Below are 16,049 nucleotides of genomic sequence, written 5' to 3'. Positions count from 1 at the left end.
ACTCGTACTGCCTACCAAACCCTTCACGCACTGATCATCTCGCGCACTTTCGCCGTCAGTAGATCGAAGGTGAAGGGTTTGGTGATCATCTGCATCCCGGGATCAAGGAATCCACCGCGCACCGCGGCGTGCTCGGCATAGCCGGTGATGAACAGTACTTTGAGCCCTGGCCTGAACTGTCGGCCAATTTCCGCCAACTGACGGCCGTTCATGCCGGGTAACCCCACATCGCTGATCAGCAGGTCAATACGCTGGTCAGAGTCGAGAATCGGCATCGCGCTGCTGGCATCACCCGCTTCGACGAAGGCATACCCCAACTCGCTCAGTACCTCACTGACCAGCACGCGTACGGCGGGGTCATCCTCGACGATCAGCACGGTTTCACCTTCTCTGGCATAAGGCGCCTGCTGTTGATCAATCCGCGCGTTTTGCCCCAGGTTGCCGGTGAAACGCGGCAGGAACAGGCTCACCGTGGTGCCTTCACCGACTTCGCTCTCGATCGTGACATGGCCGTGGGACTGCTTGCTGAACCCATAGATCATCGACAATCCCAGCCCGGTACCCTGGCCGATTGGCTTGGTGGTGAAGAATGGATCGAAGGCGCGGTTGATAATGTGTTCCGGCATACCGCAACCGGAGTCCCTGACACTCAAGACCACATAGTCGCCCGGTTCGAGGTTGCTCTGGGCTTCGGTGAAACGGGCGTCCAGATGTCGGTTGGCGGTTGTTACCACCAGTTTCCCGCCGTCGGGCATGGCATCCCGGGCATTGAGTACCAGGTTGAGCAGGGCGCTTTCCAGTTGGTTGGGATCCGCTTCAGCCACCCACAGTTGCTCGTCCAGCTGCATGTCCAAATGGATGCTTTCGTTGAGACTGCGCTGCAGCAGCTCGCCCATGGAGGTGACCAGCGTGTTCATCTCCACCGGTTTGGAGTCCAGCGATTGCCGCCGGGAGAAGGCCAGCAGCCGGTGAGTCAGCCCGGCGGCGCGGTTGGCCGAGGTCACGCCGAGATCGATCAAACTGTCCAGATCCTCGGTACGGCCTCGGGACAGGCGCCTGCGCAGCAACTCCAGGCTACCGATGATTCCGGTCAGCATATTGTTGAAATCGTGCGCAATCCCCCCCGTGAGCTGCCCGACCGCTTCCATTTTTTGCGCTTGGCGCAGCGCTTCTTCGTTGTGACGCAATTGGGCGGTACGCTCCTCGACCTGTTGTTCGAGGGTTTCCAGGGTGTTCTGCAAACGCAGCTCACTTTCACTGAGGTCGATCAAGCGGTCCCGGGCTTCATACTGCCGACGTCGACCACGAAGCGCTGTCGTCACCACACTGATCAACGTCATCGGGTGAAAAGGTCGCTCCAGGAACGTGACGTTACCCAATAGCGCGCCCAGCTGTGAGGAGGGGTTTTGCTCCGGGCCGCCATGGTGCGTGAGCAACACGAGGGGCAAGTCCGACCAGGCCGGTTGTTGTTCAAGGTAGTGCATCAGCGGTTCAAGATTCGCGCCGCGCAAGGCTTCGGCGGCGATGATCAGCAAGCCGGCCCCCTGATCCAGCTCAGTACACAATTGGTTCAGATCCTGGACGGCGACGCCGCTGAAACCGCCCTCGTTGAGCATCATCAGCGCAAGCTGGCCGTCACGTCCCAGCGGCGCGAGAATGATCGCGCGCTCGTAAATCGCTCGATGTTGAGTCACTGGCCTTCATCCTTGAGCAGCGGGTTACTGGCGCCCAGGTAAGTCGGAACGCCGCGCAAGACACCCTGGAACGCTTCAAGCGGTTCGCCGATGGTCATGCCCTGGCCGCTGATGCGGTATTCACGAATGGTTGACTCGTGGTTGCCGGTACGTTTTTTGATGATCGAAATCGCCCGTCGGACCTTGCCCAGCGCTTCGAAGTAACGCAACAGAATCACCGTGTCAGCCAGGTAGGTGATATCGACGGGGGCCTTCATGTCCCCCACAAGACCATGCTGCGCAACGGTCATGAAGGTCGCAGCGCCTTGGCGATTGAGGTACAGCAGCAGCTCGTGCATGTGCAACACCAGGGCATTCTCTTCCGGCATGGCGGCCTGATAGCCATTGATACTGTCGATGATCACGGTTTTGATGTCGCTTTCATCAACACAGCGGCGCACGCGATAGGAGAACTCGCCGGGGGACAACTCGGCAGCATCCACTTGTTCGATCATCAGATTGCCAGTGGCTCGTAGCGCTTGCAGATCAATGCCCAGGTTCTTCATCCGCTCGAACAGCAAGCCGAGCTCTTCATCGAAGATGAACAACGCAGCTTTTTCCCCACGAGCCACCGCTGCGGCAGCGAAAATCATCGAGATCAACGATTTGCCGGTACCGGCCGGACCGAGGATCAAGGTGCTGGAGCCAGTTTCGATACCGCCACCCAACAGGGCATCCATTGCCACAATACCGCTGGTGAGCTGCTGACGGGCGTAGCCCCCGCGATGTTCGGCGGCCACCAGTCTGGGGAACACGTGCACGCCATCGCCCATGATGGTGAAGTCGTGGAAACCACCGCGGTATTTCTGTCCGCGATATTTCACCACCCGAACCCGCCGACGTTCCGCACCATAGTTGGGGGTCAGTTCTTCGAGCCGGATCACTCCGTGGGCAACACTGTGCACGGTTTTATCGAGGGATTCGGTGGTCAGGTCGTCCAGCAGCAGAACAGTGGCGTCATAGCGGACGAAATAGTGTTTGATCGCCAGAATCTGCCGTCGATAACGCAATGAGCTCTGCGCGAGCAGGCGGATCTCGGACAAGCTGTCGAGTACCACGCGGGTCGGTTTTACCCGCTCGACGATGTCGAAAATCTGCTTGGTGGCTTCGCCCAGTTCAAGGTCAGAGGAGTAAAGCAGGCTTTGCTGATGTTCGGGGTTGAGCAGGCTTTCGGGCGGCGTCAGCTCGAAAATATGGATGTTTTCGTCCAGTTCCCAACCGTGGGACAGCGCCCCCTGACGCAGTTCACGCTCGGTTTCCGACAGCGTGATATATAACGAGCGTTCGCCCGCCTGGGCGCCTGCCAACAAAAAATGCAAGGCCACGGTGGTCTTGCCGGTCCCGGGCTCACCTTCGAGCAAAAACACATGGCCGCGCGCCAATCCGCCAGAAAGAATGTCGTCCAGCCCTTCAATGCCGATGGCGGCTTTTGCAGTGCTCAACTCGTTAGATATAGACAATAAATGCCCTCTCATGACCAAGGGTAAGCGGCAGCAGGCTGGATAGCCGAAAACCACTGCCTTCTCACTTGACCTTAGCGCACGGTGGCGGTTCAACCTTTTATTCTGCGTCTGAGAAATCTGTGGATTATCAGGTGGACGCATACCCCGCAGGAGGGGTCGCCCCGTCTTCGACGCAGCGCTGTCGCGCGGAGAACACTTGTAGGAGCCGAGCTTGCTCGCGATGGCGGCCTGACAGCCGGCCTGTCTTTTGCAGATGTACATATCCATTTCTGCGGTAACGGCCGCTTATGGTTCCGCTCTTACAGCGTGTCACTTTTTCAGACGCCAAAAAGTAACCAAAAGTCTTCGCCCCGAGCGTACGGCGCGTCGCTAAGGCTCCGCGTCCCCTCGCTCCGGCGTCCATCATGGGGCGCCGCAATGCGGCGGAGTCAGCTTCGCTGACGGCGCTTCGCGCCAACCCCCTGATGAACACCTCCACTCGGCCTGCCGAAGGGGCGGGTAGATCAAGACCAAAAGCAAATCAAAAGCCAATTCACCCTTGAGATAACAGGTGTACGCAAAACCGTAGGAGGAGGGGTCGCCCCGTCTTCGACGCCGCGCTGTCGCGCATAGAACACTTGTAGGAGCACGGCTTGCCGGCGATGGCGTCCTTGAGATCGCCATCGTCGGAACGCCGCCCGGACCAATCGAGCGTCGACCGACTGCTCCTACAAAAAGCTATCTATTTCAATGAGCTATTTTTTGTTTGATAAGAGCTGCCGCAGGCTGCGATCTTTTGATCTTTACGTCAGCCAACGACACCCGATTGACCGCTGAAAAGATCGCAGGCTTCGCCAGCTCCTACGGGGATTTACATATACCCATCACACCTTGGGGTTGGGCCTACAACCCCTGCTGCAACGCCGGATCATCCGGGTTCTGTTGCTCCAGCTGTGCGAGCAGGATTTGCACGTTTTGCAGCTGTCCGGTTTCTTTCCAGTAGTTGATCAGCAGCACCCGCGCCTTGCGATTGGCTGGCTGGCGTTGAACGATCTCTTCGAGCTGCTTTTGTGCGGCCTGGAGTTCTTCTTGAGCGTGCAGCGTGGTGGCCAGGTCGTAGCGGTAATCGGTGTTGTCCGGCTCAAGCTCTACGGCTTTGGACAGGCCCAGCAGCGCGAACTCGCTTTGCCCGTGGTGCAACAGCCAGATGCCCAAGGCATGTTGCAGGTAAGCCGAGCCGGATTGGTCCTGCAGCTGTTTGGCGAGCAACTGCCGGGCGGCGTCACTCTGACCTTGTTTGTCCAACACTTCGACTTGCATCACCACGGCGCGCAGATTGCCAGGTTCCAGGCGCAACACCTGTTCAAGTGCCTGTTGCGTCTCTTTCAATTGGCCGTTGTGCAGGTGCAGGCGGGCCAGTTGGTACTGCGCCTCGACGTTCTCAGGCTGGGTGTTGAGGACTGACTCATATTCATCGAGCACCTGCTCCAGAGGGCCGAAATACAATCCCAGATCGTCCGGCGAAAGTCCCAGCAGCGCTGTCGCCGTGGCGAATCGCACGCTTTGCTCACTGTCGTCGAGCAACGGGCCGAGCAACAGGCTTCTTTGCCCGCTGGGCACCAGTGCGAGAATGCTTTGAATCGCCGCCTGACGAACCACCACCGAGGGGCTTTGCAGATCGGTGCCGGCCAGTTTCAGCGCCTGTGGGCTAGGGTAGTTGGGCAGTTCGGCAAGCAGTCTGACTCGCTGATCGTCCGAGAGATCCGGGCGGGCCAGTTGCTGATAGAGCACCCGTGCAGCTCCCGGCAGACCATTTCGTGCCTGTTCCAGTGCTTTGCTGTAACCGTGCTTCACCGCAGGCGGAACCACTGGCGCAGTGCTGCGCAGAGAAATCCAGGCGATGCCGAAGGCAAACACGATAAGCAGACTGATGAGTAGATGGCGGCGGGGCTTGGACATGCAGGAATCCGGGGCTGGCAGGCTTTTGCAGAGGCGTCAGCTTCGGTCAGGAGGGGCCGCGAGTCAAACCCTGAGTCAGGTCAGCACGTACTCGATCGGTTCCAGCATTGGCGGCAAGTCGGTTTGCCCCAAGGCCGCCAGTACTTCGCGCTCAATGGTGCGCAAAATCGCATTACACGGCAGATCGTTCTCATCAAAGCCGAACGGATCCTCGAGGTCGTCACTGATTTCGTCCAGGCCGAAAAAGGTGTAGCTGACAATCGCGGTGAAGATCGGAGCCAACCACCCCAGCGGTTGCGCCATAGCGAAGGGCAGCAGGATGCAGAACAGATAAATCGTGCGGTGCAGCAGCAAGGTGTAAGGGAAGGGCAACGGCGTGCTTTTGATGCGCTCGCAGCTGGCCTGAACCTGGCTCAGGCTGACCAGCCGGGTTTCCAGTTGGGTGTAGCGCCATTCGCTGATCTGACCGTGTTCAACAAGTTGCGAACAGCGCGCGCCAATCCGTTGCAGGAGGCTATCAGTGATGTTCGGATGATTGGCCTCAACGACGTCGCGCACCCATGGCTTGATCGCCGCCGCCTCATCTTCGAATCGTAATCGTGCAATCAGTCCATGAGCGAAACCACAGAGCTCGCGCAACAGACATTCGCGTTCTTCAACGTCTTTGAGCACTTGGGTTTCGCGAGTCAGCGAGCGCACCTCGATGATCAGCTGACCCAGCTGCTTGCGACCTTCCCACCAACGGTCATAACAGGCGTTGTTGCGAAAGCTCATGAAAATCGACAGCGACAGCCCGAGCAAGGTGAACGGCGTGGCATTGACCTTGGAGAACCAGGCGGGATGCCAGGTTTCCACCAGCACAATCACCGAGGCCAACAAGGTGACAAGCAGGCTGCGCAAGGCGATGCGCCGGGCAATCGAGCCTTTGAGGGAAAACAGGATGCCGATCAGGTTCGGCTTGGGACGCACAATCATGGGGTTGGGCTTTATCGAGTGACGCTTTCGCAGCGGTTCCAGCCTAGAAGCGCGGCTCGTTTCTGTCCAATCGCTTTGGCTGACAGGGTGATCGAGCGTATCTATCATAAGCGTCTTACCCATCGACGAGTTTGTCTGCAGCTTGTGTCGACACTCAAAGCTGTCGACGCACCGAAGCAGTGACTACGCTTGCTGGAGATGACTCGATGAGTGTTTCCATGCAACCGCTACTTCAGTACTTCAAGGCGATACTCAACCCCGGGCGAGGGGTGCTGTTGTTTGCTTTGAGAACCATCGCGGCCGGGCTATTGACGCTGTATCTGGCCTTCTTGTTCGACCTCGACCAGCCCAAGTGGTCGATCATGGCGGTGGTCATCGTCAGCCAGCCACTGGGCGGCATGGCCCTGGCCCGCAGTTTCGGCCAAGTCATCGGCACCACCTTGGGTGCGGTCGTGGCGGTGTTGATCATGGCGATCTTTCCCCAGGCGCCCCTACCTTTCATCATCACCCTGGCCCTATGGTTGGCGCTGTGTACCGCCGGTGGCACCTTGCTGCGCTACACCAGTTCCCAGGCGTTTGTTTTGAGCGGATACACGGCAGTGGTTGTTGCTCTGCTGGCGGTGCCTGACCAGGACGGCACGTTCCTGCTGGCCGTCACCCGCGTGACCGAGACGCTCTTGGCGGTTGCCTGCGTGTGCGTTGTCAGCCTTCTTACGGCGCGACCGGAAACCGTGGCCCGGGATTACTTCGCCAAGATCGATCAAGTGATAAAGCTGCTTGCAACCCACGCTGCTGCCGTGATTCGAACCGAAGAAAGCGAAGCCGATTTCCACCGGCGCCAGATGCAGCTGCTAGGCGCGATCAGCGCGCTGGAAGGCGTACGTCGACATTTGTATTTCGATGCGCCACGTTTGCGCAGCGCCAATGGGCTGGTGCAGTTGCTGGGTAATCAGCTGGTGCTGCTGACCTCGCGGCTGACGGCTTTACGCCACCAGCGGGAGCTGCTTGCCGAGCGCTGGGAGGGAGCGTTGCCGGAAGAGATACAGCGTTTGCGCGCCGAAGAACTGGTCTTTCTTGATGAATTGGCCCAGCAGGGACGCTCGTTGTCAGCCGAGGCTCGCCATCATTTCTCGGCGCTGCAACAGCGTTTCGATGACCAGGCCTACAAGGCCGAACAACTTACCGAGACGATGCCTGCCACGCTGCGTTCACTGGCCTGGGCACTGCGCTGGGAGCAGGCGCGGATGTTGGAGCAACTGGGGCAGATTCTGGAACTGAGCGACGCAATCCAGGAAGGACGTGAAGCCAGTTGCGTGTTTCGCGGCCAGGACAATCCGCTGCATCTGGACTTCACCCTGGCGGCGATGAACGCGATCCGGGCATTTACCGCGTTGCTGGTGGCCGGCTTGATCTGGATCGAGACCGCTTGGGACGGGGCTCGGGGCGGGATGATCGTGGTGGGGATTCTCTGTTCGCTGATGGCGACTTTTCCGCGGCCGTTGCTGGCCAGCCAAAGTTTTGCCAGGGGGCTGGGTCTGGCGTTGGTGGCGTCGGCGCTCTATCTGTTCCTGCTGATACCGATGATCAGTGACTTCGAGTTACTCGCTTTGTTGCTCGCTCCCTTGCTGTATGCGGTCGCGGTGGGGCTGTCCAGTCCGCCAACCACCGGCACAGGTATTGGGCTTGGACTGACGACGATGCTGTTGCTGGGCCCGCAAAACGTAGGCGTGGGCCAAAACACGGCCATTCTGTGGTTCGAGTTTGCCGCTTCGTATATCTGCGCCGCCACGCTGGCGCTCAGTGTCTACGCCTTGATCTTCCCGTTCCGGCCCGTTTTGCGGATACGCCGACTGTTCAATGAGAACTGCGAGCAGGTCTACGCTTTACTGAAGACGCCGGCCACCGATGAGCAGCAATTTACGTTTGAAAGCCGCATGGTCGATCGCCTGACCATGATGTTGGGATTATTGCCGGCTACCCACGACAAGCGTTCCAGCGAGTTGTTCGAAGTCAGTCTTGGGTGCGTGGCTCTGGGCGTGGCGTTAAACCAGCTCAGGCAACAGGGGCAAAGCAACACGTTACTCAGTACAGAACAACAAAACCGTTTGCTGGCTACGGTCCGTGAGACTGGACGATTGGTCGCCGGGCGGCCCGGGATTGACCTTGAGCAACTGCTCGGAAACCTGCGTGTGTTGGGCGATGAAATGGACGACTTGCATCTGGACGTTCATGAACACCTGTGGTCGGTCTTCAGGATGCGTGTGGCGCTGCTGATCGTGGTGTCGTTTCTGGAGCGACATCGCAAACACTTTCAACCCGTAGATGTGGAAGGAGTACCGGCCCTTGCCCATTGATTTGGAAGTAGGCGGCGTCTACTTGCCGCCAATCGCCCAGGCGCTGCTGTTGGCCTTTCCGGTGTTCCTGCTGCTGGACTGGATCTTGCGCCGCTTGGGCGTGCTGCGGTTCGTCTGGCATGAAGCCTTGTTCGAAGGCGCGTTGTACGCCTGCGTTTGCGCGACGCTGATTCTGGTGATGGGAGCTTGATGCGTTGAAGAAGATCCTTTCCCGACTCGTGACCGTGGCGGTGGTATTGCTGGCCTTTGTGCTTGGCTGGTTCGCCTGGGAGCATTACACCCGCGCGCCCTGGACGCGGGATGCCCGGGTGCGTGCCGATGTGGTGACCTTGTCGGCCGATGTCTCGGGGCGCATTGTCGGCCTGGGCGTCCAGGACAACCAGCATGTGCAGAAAGGCCAGTTGCTGCTGGAGATCGATCCGGCGCGCTACGTCCTGGCGGTGGAGCATGCCAAGCGCTCGGTTGAGGTGGCGAAAGCCTCGCTGGGGCAATCCGAAGCGACCATTGTCTCCAGTCAGGCGCTGCTCAGGCAGCGTCAGAGCGAAGAACACCGACGTCGTACCCTCAAGGAGCGCTCCGCGATCTCTGGCGAGGAGTGGGAAAAATCCAGCACGGACGTCGCCGTAGCGCAGGCGGAACTGCTGCGCAACCAGGCCAACCTGGGGTTGGCTCAAGCCAACGTGCAACTGGCAATCGCCGCATTGACCCAGGCTGAACTCGACTTGCAGCGCACCCGGGTCGAAGCGCCTGTCAGTGGTTACGTCACCAATCTGCTGACCCGCCAAGGCGACTATGCCGCGGCCGGTGGCGCGCTGTTGGCGCTGGTGGACAGTGACTCGTTTTATGTCAGCGGCTACTTCGAAGAAACCAAGCTGCCGCGAATCGAGGAGGGCGATCGTGTCAGGATCGAATTGATGAGCGGCGAAACCTTCGGCGGCACCGTGCAAAGCATTGCCTTCGCCATTGCCGACCGGGAGAACTTGCCCGGCGGTCGCTTGCTGGCCAACATCAACCCCAGTTATACCTGGGTCAAACTGGCGCAACGGGTGCCGGTGCGGATTCAGATCGACGCCGACTATATCGCCAAAAACCGCCTGCGTGCCGGGACCACTGCCACCGTGACCGTTGAGGAACACCGAGAAAACAAGGCAACACACTAACCCCCTGTGGGAGCGAGCCTGCTCGCGATAGCAGTCTGTCTGCCAACATCACGTCGTCTGTCAGTCGGTCATCGCGAGCAGGCTCGCTCCCACAAGGGATTGTGGTGTTTGTGCTATGGCGTGCAGACAAAAAAAGCCCCGCGACCGAATGCGGCGCGGGGCTGAAAAATTTGGTTGGTTGCGGCCAACCAAAAGGGGCTCTTGAATCAGTTGTTGCTGGCGACCGTCTCTGGCTGCCAGCCGCCGCCGAGGGCTTTGTAGATGGCGACGATGCCGCGGTACAGGTCAACTTCAGCCTGGGCCTGGGAGTCTTCGGCCGCCAGACGTTCGCGTTGAGCGTCGAGCAGCACGAGGAAGTCCGCGGTGCCTTCGCGGTAGCGGATTTCAGCCAGATCAGCAGCGGCGCGGCTCGATTCGCTTTGACGAATCAGCGAGATCAAGCGTTGCTGACGTTTGCCGTAATCGCTGAAAGCGTTTTCCGATTCTTCCAGTGCCAACAGCACTTGTTGCTCATAGGTCGCCAGCGCGCCTTCGGCTTGCGCATCGGCACCGCGCAGGCGAGCCCGCACGCTACCCAGATCGAACGCTGCCCAGGTGATGCTTGGGCCCAGCGCCCAGGCGTTGGCCGCTGAGGAACCGATCTGCGAACCCCGTCCGGCGGTGAAACCCAGGAAGCCGCTCAAGCTGACTTTCGGGAACAAGTCGGCCTTAGCCACGCCAATACGCGCAGTCGCCGCCGCCAGTTTGCGTTCGGCACTGCGGATGTCGGGACGGCGTTGCAGCAATTGACCTGGATCGCCAATCGGTAGCGCCTTGGCAATAGCCGGCAGGTTGGCCGGGCTGAGGTCGACGCTCAGTTTGTCCGGACGCTGACCAAGCAGGGTAGCGATGCGGTTACGCTCGCGCACTTGCTCGGCTTGCAGTTGCGGCACGCTGGCTTCGACCGCCGCGAGGCGGGCATCAGCACGCACCACATCGAGCTGATCACCGACACCGACGTCACGCAGGCTTTCGGTGATTTTGCGCGAGTCCTGCTGGTTCTTCAGGTTGGCCAGAGCGATTTTTTCCCGCAGTTGCGCGCCGCGCAGTTGCCCGTAGGCATCCACCAGTTCGGCAATCATGGTCACTTGCAGCTGGTAGAGGTCGGCTTCGGCAACCTGCTGGTCAGCATCGCTGGCTTCCAGGTTGCGCTGGATGCGCCCGAACAGGTCCAGCTCCCAGGCCATGTCCAGACCCAGGTCATAGCGTTCGGTGTGCACGCGCTTTTCAGTGATGCCAGGTTGCTGAGCTGTGCCGATATCACTACTGGCACGGCTGGTGATGGTCGGCATGGCGTCATTGCTGACGTCATCACGAATCGCCCGAGACGCTTTCAAGCGGGCGAAGGCCACACGCAACTCACGGTTGCCCTGCAAGGATTGAGTCACCAACTGGTTGAGGGTCGGATCGTCGAATTGTTGCCACCAGATGCCTTCGAAACGCGCACGGTCGAAGTTCTTCTGACCGGCGGCGCCATCGGTGGCGGCTGTGATGTTGGCCGGCTCCGTGGCAGGGGTTTTATAGTCCGGGCCTACGGCACAGGCGCTCAAGGCCAGTACCAGCAAGCTCGGCAGGAAGGCTTTCAGGCTCATTGTTGCGCCTCCAGTTTCAGGGCCTTGGCCGCTTTTCGGGCATCGCCGCGCTCTACAAAACGGCGGATCAGTACGTAGAACACTGGCGTCAGCAACAGACCGAAGAAGGTCACCCCGAGCATTCCGGAGAACACCGCGACGCCCATGGCATGACGCATTTCCGCACCGGCACCGCTGGAGAAGACCAATGGCACCACACCCATGATGAAGGCGAACGAGGTCATCAGGATCGGCCGCAGACGCAGACGGCAGGCTTCCAGTACCGCACTGAGCGGATCCAGACCTTCCTCTTGCTTATCCTTGGCGAATTCGACGATCAGAATCGCGTTCTTACAGGCAAGCCCCACCAGTACGATCAAGCCGATCTGGGTGAAGATGTTGTTGTCGCCGCCCGACGCAATCACACCGGTGATGGCCGAGAGCAGGGTCATCGGTACGATCAGAATCACCGCCAGTGGCAGGCTCCAGCTCTCGTATTGCGCGGCCAGTACCAGGAACGCCAGCAGTACGCAGAGCGGGAACACGAACAGCGCGGTGTTGCCTGACAAAATCTGCTGATAGGTCAGATCGGTCCACTCGTAAGTCATGCCGTTGGGCAATTCATCCTTGAGCAGTTTTTCGATGGCTTTCTGGGCTTGGCCGGAGCTGTAGCCGGGGGCTGCCGCACCGTTGATTTCTGCGGTAATGAAGCCGTTGTAGTGCATCACGCGGTCCGGCCCCGAGGTATCGCTGACCTTGATGAAGGTCGCCAGCGGGATCATCTCGCCTTTGTTGTTACGCACTTTCAGCTGACCAATCTGGTCCGGCTCGAGACGGAACTGCTGCTCGGCCTGAACGTTGACCTGATAGGTGCGACCAAAACGGTTGAAGTCGTTGGCATACAACGAGCCCAGGTAGATCTGCAGGGTGTCGAAGATGTCACTGACAGCGACGCCGTGAGTCTTGGCCTTTTCCCGGTCGATGGCGGCATCGACCTGCGGCACGTTCACCGTGTAGCTAGTGAACAGGCCTGCCAGTTCCGGCACGCTGCGACTTTTGCCGATGATGTTCATGGTTTCTTTGTACAGCTCGTCATAGCCCAGGTTGCCCCGGTCTTCGATCTGCAGGCGGAAACCACCGATGGTCCCCAGGCCTTGTACCGGCGGCGGCGGGAAGATCGCCATGTAGGCTTCCTGAATCCCGGCGAACTGGCCGTTCAACGCACCGGCAATGGCACCGGCCGACTGGCTTGGGTCCTTGCGTTCGTCGAAAGGTTTCAGGGTCACGAACACGATGCCGGCGTTAGGGCTGTTGGTGAAACCGTTGATCGACAGGCCAGGGAAGGCCACTGCGCTTTCCACGCCAGGCTGTTTCAGGGCCAGGTCGGACATGCGCTTGATCACGTCTTCGGTACGGTCCAGGCTCGCGGCATCCGGCAGTTGGGCGAAGGCCACCAGGTATTGCTTGTCCTGGCCGGGTACGAAACCGGTCGGAGTGTTGGCGAAACCGAAGAAGGTCAGCACCATCAGGCCTGCGTACAACAGCAGGGCGATGCCGCTGCTGCGGATGACCCGACTCACGGTGCCGACATAACCATGGCTGGCACGATCGAAGAAGCGGTTGAACGGACGGAACAACCAGCCACCGAAGATCTTGTCGAGCACCTTCGAGAAACGGTCTTTGGGCGCGTCGTGGGCTTTGAGCAGGACTGCGGCCAATGCCGGCGAAAGGGTCAGCGAGTTGAAGGCCGAGATCACGGTGGAAATCGCAATGGTCAGGGCGAACTGTTTATAGAACTGCCCGGTCAAGCCGCTGATGAACGCCGCCGGGATAAATACGGCACACAGCACCAGCGCCGTCGCGATGATCGGGCCGGTCACTTCACGCATGGCGCGTTTGGTCGCTTCGACCGGCGTGAGTCCGAGGCCGATGTTCCGTTCGACGTTCTCTACCACCACAATGGCGTCGTCCACCACGATACCGATGGCCAGTACCAATCCGAACAATGACAGGGCGTTCAGCGAGAAGCCGAACAAGTGCATCACGGCGAACGTACCGATCAGCGAAACAGGCACCGCCACCAATGGAATGATCGAGGCGCGCCAGGTTTGCAGGAACAGGATCACCACCAGCACGACAAGGATCAGTGCTTCGAAGAGGGTGTGCACGACGGCTTCGATGGAACCACGCACGAAGATCGTCGGGTCGTACACGATGCTGAAGTCCATGCCTTCAGGGAAGTTCTTCTTCAGCTCGGCCATTTTCGCCCGAACTTCGTTGGAGATTTCGATGGCGTTCGAACCCGGCCGCTGGAAGATCGGGATCGCCACCGCCGGCTGGTTGTTCAGCAATGAACGCAGAGCGTATTGACTGGAGCCCAGTTCAACGCGAGCGATGTCTTTCAGACGAGTGATTTCACCGTTGTCGCCTGCGCGAATGATGATGTTTTCGAATTCTTCCTCGGTGACCAGGCGACCTTGGGTGTTGATCGACAGTTGGAAGGCCGTCGCATTGGGTGCAGGCGGCGCACCCAGGGCACCGGCGGCGACCTGACGGTTTTGCTCGCGGATGGCAGTGACCACATCGGTTGCGGTCAGGTTACGCGAAGCGGTCTTGTTCGGATCAAGCCAGACCCGCAGCGAATAGTCGCCCATACCGAACAGTTGCACGTCGCCGACGCCACCCAGACGCGCCAGCTCATCCTTGATGTTGAGCAGGGCGTAGTTGGACAGGTAGAGCATGTCGTAGCGTTTGTCTGGCGAGGTCAAGTGCACGACCATGGTCAGGTCGGGCGATGCCTTGTCCACCGTGATACCGATCCGGGTCACTTCCTCGGGCAGCTTGGGCTCGGATCGGGTGACACGGTTCTGCACCTGGACCTGGGCGTTATCCAGATCGGTGCCCAGGGCGAAGGTGATGGTCAGGGTGATCTTGCCGTCAGCGGTGGACTGCGAGGACATGTACAGCATGTTCTCGACGCCGGTGATGGCTTGCTCCAGCGGAGCCGCCACGGTTTCACCGATGACTTTAGGGTTGGCACCCGGGAAGTTGGCGCGGACCACAACGGTCGGCGGTACCACTTCCGGGTATTCGCTGATCGGCAACTGGAACAGCGAGATGGCGCCAGCGATCAGGATCAGCAGCGAAAGCACCGCTGCGAAGATCGGCCGTGAAATGAAGAATTGGGAAAAATTCATCGGAGTTGTCGTCCCTTAACCGCGTGGAGTCGCAGCACTGGCCAGTTTCACCGCTACTCCAGTTGCGCTCTTGGCGGGCGCGACTTGAGGCAGGTTGCTGGCTTCCAGTGCTTGTCGTTGTTGCGCCAAAGCGGCGAGGGTTTCTTTGCTGGCCATCGGGATCACTTCAGGGGCGACCGGTGAACCCGGACGTACCCGCTGCAAGCCCTTGACGATGATGGTGTCGTCTTTGTTCAGGCCGCTGCGCACGATGCGCAAGCCTTCGATTTTCGGACCCAACTCGACCGCGCGATAGGCCGACTTGTTGTCAGCCTCCATCACCAGCACGAACTTTTTGCCCAGGTCAGTACCGACCGCTTCATCGTTGATCAGCACGGCGGAGTAGGTACCGCTGCCCACCAGTTTCAGGCGGGCATACAAGCCAGGGGTGAATTCGCCTTTGCTGTTGTCGAAGACGGCGCGACCACGGATGGTGCCGGTTTTCGGGTTGACCTGGTTGTCGACGAAGTTCATCTGGCCCTGGTGCGGGTTACCGTCTTCATTGGACAGACCAAGGTAGACCGGGGTGGTTTGACCGCGTTGGCCCTGGCGCGCCAGCTGGGTGTACTTGAGGTACACGCGCTCGTCGGCGTCGAAGTAGGCATAGACCTTGTCGGTGGAGACCACACTGGTCAGCGGGGTGACGTCAGCGGTAACCAGGTTGCCGGCGGTGATTTCCGCACGGCTGACGCGACCGCTGATGGGCGAGGTCACGCGGGTGAAACTCAGGTTCAGTTTGGCGACGTCCAGTTGCGCTTGAATCGCCGCGACGCCGGCGCGAGCCTCTTGAGCCGCGCTGGTGCGCGAGTCGGCGAGTTCGGCGGAAATTGCATTGCTGGTACGCAGACGTTCGCCACGTTGGGCTTCGTTCTCACTGCGGGTGGCGTTGGCGCGGGCTTGTGCGACTTGAGCTTCGAGGCGGCGGACTTCAGCCTGGAACGGCCGAGGGTCGATTTGGAACAGCAGGTCGCCTTTCTTGACCAATGCGCCCTCGGTGAAGGCCACTTCATCGATCTGACCGGACACCCGTGGACGGATCTCGACGGTTTCCGGGGCTTCAAGGCGCCCGGTGAATTCGTCCCACTCGTTGACGGGTTGTTCCAGCACCTTGGCCACGCTGACCTTGGCCGCAGGCATGGTGGCGGCAGCGTCTGGCGTCTTGCCGCAGGCGCTCATCACCAGCAAGGCCAAAACGGCCAAGGGGAAACGCAAATGTTTGAGTGACTGTTCCATGGATGCATCCGCCAATGTATTGAGATGGGCGGATAATGCTTGGCGGGGTTGTATCAAACGAATCGAATGAAGCAAAGGTAACTATCATTCGGAATGATATGAGTTCAAAGCGAGCTCTCTAGCATGCACCTTTCGATAGGTGGCTATCAAATGAAAAGATGACAATTCAGTATTGCAGGGAGTGCAAAGGATTGGCTTGAAGCTCGATCCAGTCTGTCGACGAGTGAGGCCAGCACCCGATGGGTAGTTCTGTTGAAGAACAACATACAGTACCTCTCAGTCCGTGAAGTTGAAGTCAGCGGTCATAACGAGCTTTGCGCAGACACCTTGCCGGGCATCGCTAAAGC

10 protein-coding genes are annotated in these 16,049 nt (G+C 59.5%); 3 read left to right on the top strand and 7 right to left on the bottom strand.

What is annotated here, in order from left to right; all coding sequences use genetic code 11:
• Positions 1 to 23 precede the first annotated feature (23 nt).
• The 4 genes from ACN1C3_RS05950 to ACN1C3_RS05935 all read right to left on the bottom strand — a co-directional run bounded on the left by ACN1C3_RS05950 (position 24) and on the right by ACN1C3_RS05935 (position 6,109).
• Complete coding sequence (locus tag ACN1C3_RS05950) at positions 24 to 1,694, bottom strand: ATP-binding protein (RefSeq protein WP_419114866.1); 1,671 nt, start codon at positions 1,692 to 1,694, stop codon at positions 24 to 26.
• Complete coding sequence (locus ACN1C3_RS05945; RefSeq protein WP_419114865.1) at positions 1,691 to 3,193, bottom strand: ATPase domain-containing protein; 1,503 nt, start codon at positions 3,191 to 3,193, stop codon at positions 1,691 to 1,693. The genes ACN1C3_RS05950 and ACN1C3_RS05945 overlap by 4 nt, the downstream gene beginning before the upstream one ends.
• Positions 3,194 to 4,078: 885 nt before the next feature.
• Entirely contained in the window at positions 4,079 to 5,134 is a 1,056-nt protein-coding gene (locus ACN1C3_RS05940; protein ID WP_419114864.1) for a tetratricopeptide repeat protein, read from the bottom strand.
• 75 nt (positions 5,135 to 5,209) lie between these two features.
• A complete protein-coding gene (locus ACN1C3_RS05935; protein WP_419114863.1) occupies positions 5,210 to 6,109 on the bottom strand; it encodes a bestrophin family protein in 900 nt (299 codons plus the stop codon).
• Positions 6,110 to 6,315: 206 nt separating this feature from the next.
• Between ACN1C3_RS05935 and ACN1C3_RS05930 the strand changes: the two genes are divergently transcribed.
• From ACN1C3_RS05930 to ACN1C3_RS05920, 3 genes are read left to right on the top strand one after another with little or no spacing between them, the layout of a single operon-like run.
• Complete coding sequence (locus ACN1C3_RS05930) at positions 6,316 to 8,463, top strand: FUSC family protein (RefSeq protein ID WP_419114862.1); 2,148 nt, start codon at positions 6,316 to 6,318, stop codon at positions 8,461 to 8,463.
• The gene (locus ACN1C3_RS05925; RefSeq protein ID WP_419114860.1) at positions 8,453 to 8,653 is read left to right on the top strand and encodes a DUF1656 domain-containing protein; all 201 of its coding nucleotides are present in this window, start codon (positions 8,453 to 8,455) and stop codon (positions 8,651 to 8,653) included. Before ACN1C3_RS05930 ends, ACN1C3_RS05925 begins: the two co-directional genes overlap by 11 nt.
• A 4-nt stretch (positions 8,654 to 8,657) precedes the next feature.
• Entirely contained in the window at positions 8,658 to 9,623 is a 966-nt protein-coding gene (locus ACN1C3_RS05920; RefSeq protein ID WP_419114859.1) for a biotin/lipoyl-binding protein, read from the top strand.
• 206 nt (positions 9,624 to 9,829) lie between these two features.
• Here the strand turns inward: ACN1C3_RS05920 and ACN1C3_RS05915 are convergent, their stop codons facing one another.
• From ACN1C3_RS05915 to mexE, 3 genes are read right to left on the bottom strand one after another with little or no spacing between them, the layout of a single operon-like run.
• The gene (locus ACN1C3_RS05915; protein ID WP_419114858.1) at positions 9,830 to 11,254 is read right to left on the bottom strand and encodes an efflux transporter outer membrane subunit; all 1,425 of its coding nucleotides are present in this window, start codon (positions 11,252 to 11,254) and stop codon (positions 9,830 to 9,832) included.
• Positions 11,251 to 14,430 carry an efflux RND transporter permease subunit gene (locus tag ACN1C3_RS05910; RefSeq protein ID WP_419114857.1) on the bottom strand — a complete coding sequence of 1,060 codons (3,180 nt, stop codon included), beginning with the start codon at positions 14,428 to 14,430 and terminating at the stop codon, positions 11,251 to 11,253. The genes ACN1C3_RS05915 and ACN1C3_RS05910 overlap by 4 nt, the downstream gene beginning before the upstream one ends.
• A gap of 15 nt (positions 14,431 to 14,445) precedes the next feature.
• Positions 14,446 to 15,702 (bottom strand): multidrug efflux RND transporter periplasmic adaptor subunit MexE, encoded by a 1,257-nt coding sequence (gene mexE / locus ACN1C3_RS05905; protein WP_419114856.1) that lies wholly within the window; start codon positions 15,700 to 15,702, stop codon positions 14,446 to 14,448.
• Positions 15,703 to 16,049 lie beyond the last annotated feature (347 nt).

Source organism: Pseudomonas sp. H11T01 (genome assembly GCF_048515765.1).
Taxonomy (GTDB): Bacteria; Pseudomonadota; Gammaproteobacteria; order Pseudomonadales; family Pseudomonadaceae; genus Aquipseudomonas.
This window is presented reverse-complemented; position numbering and strand designations above follow the sequence as displayed.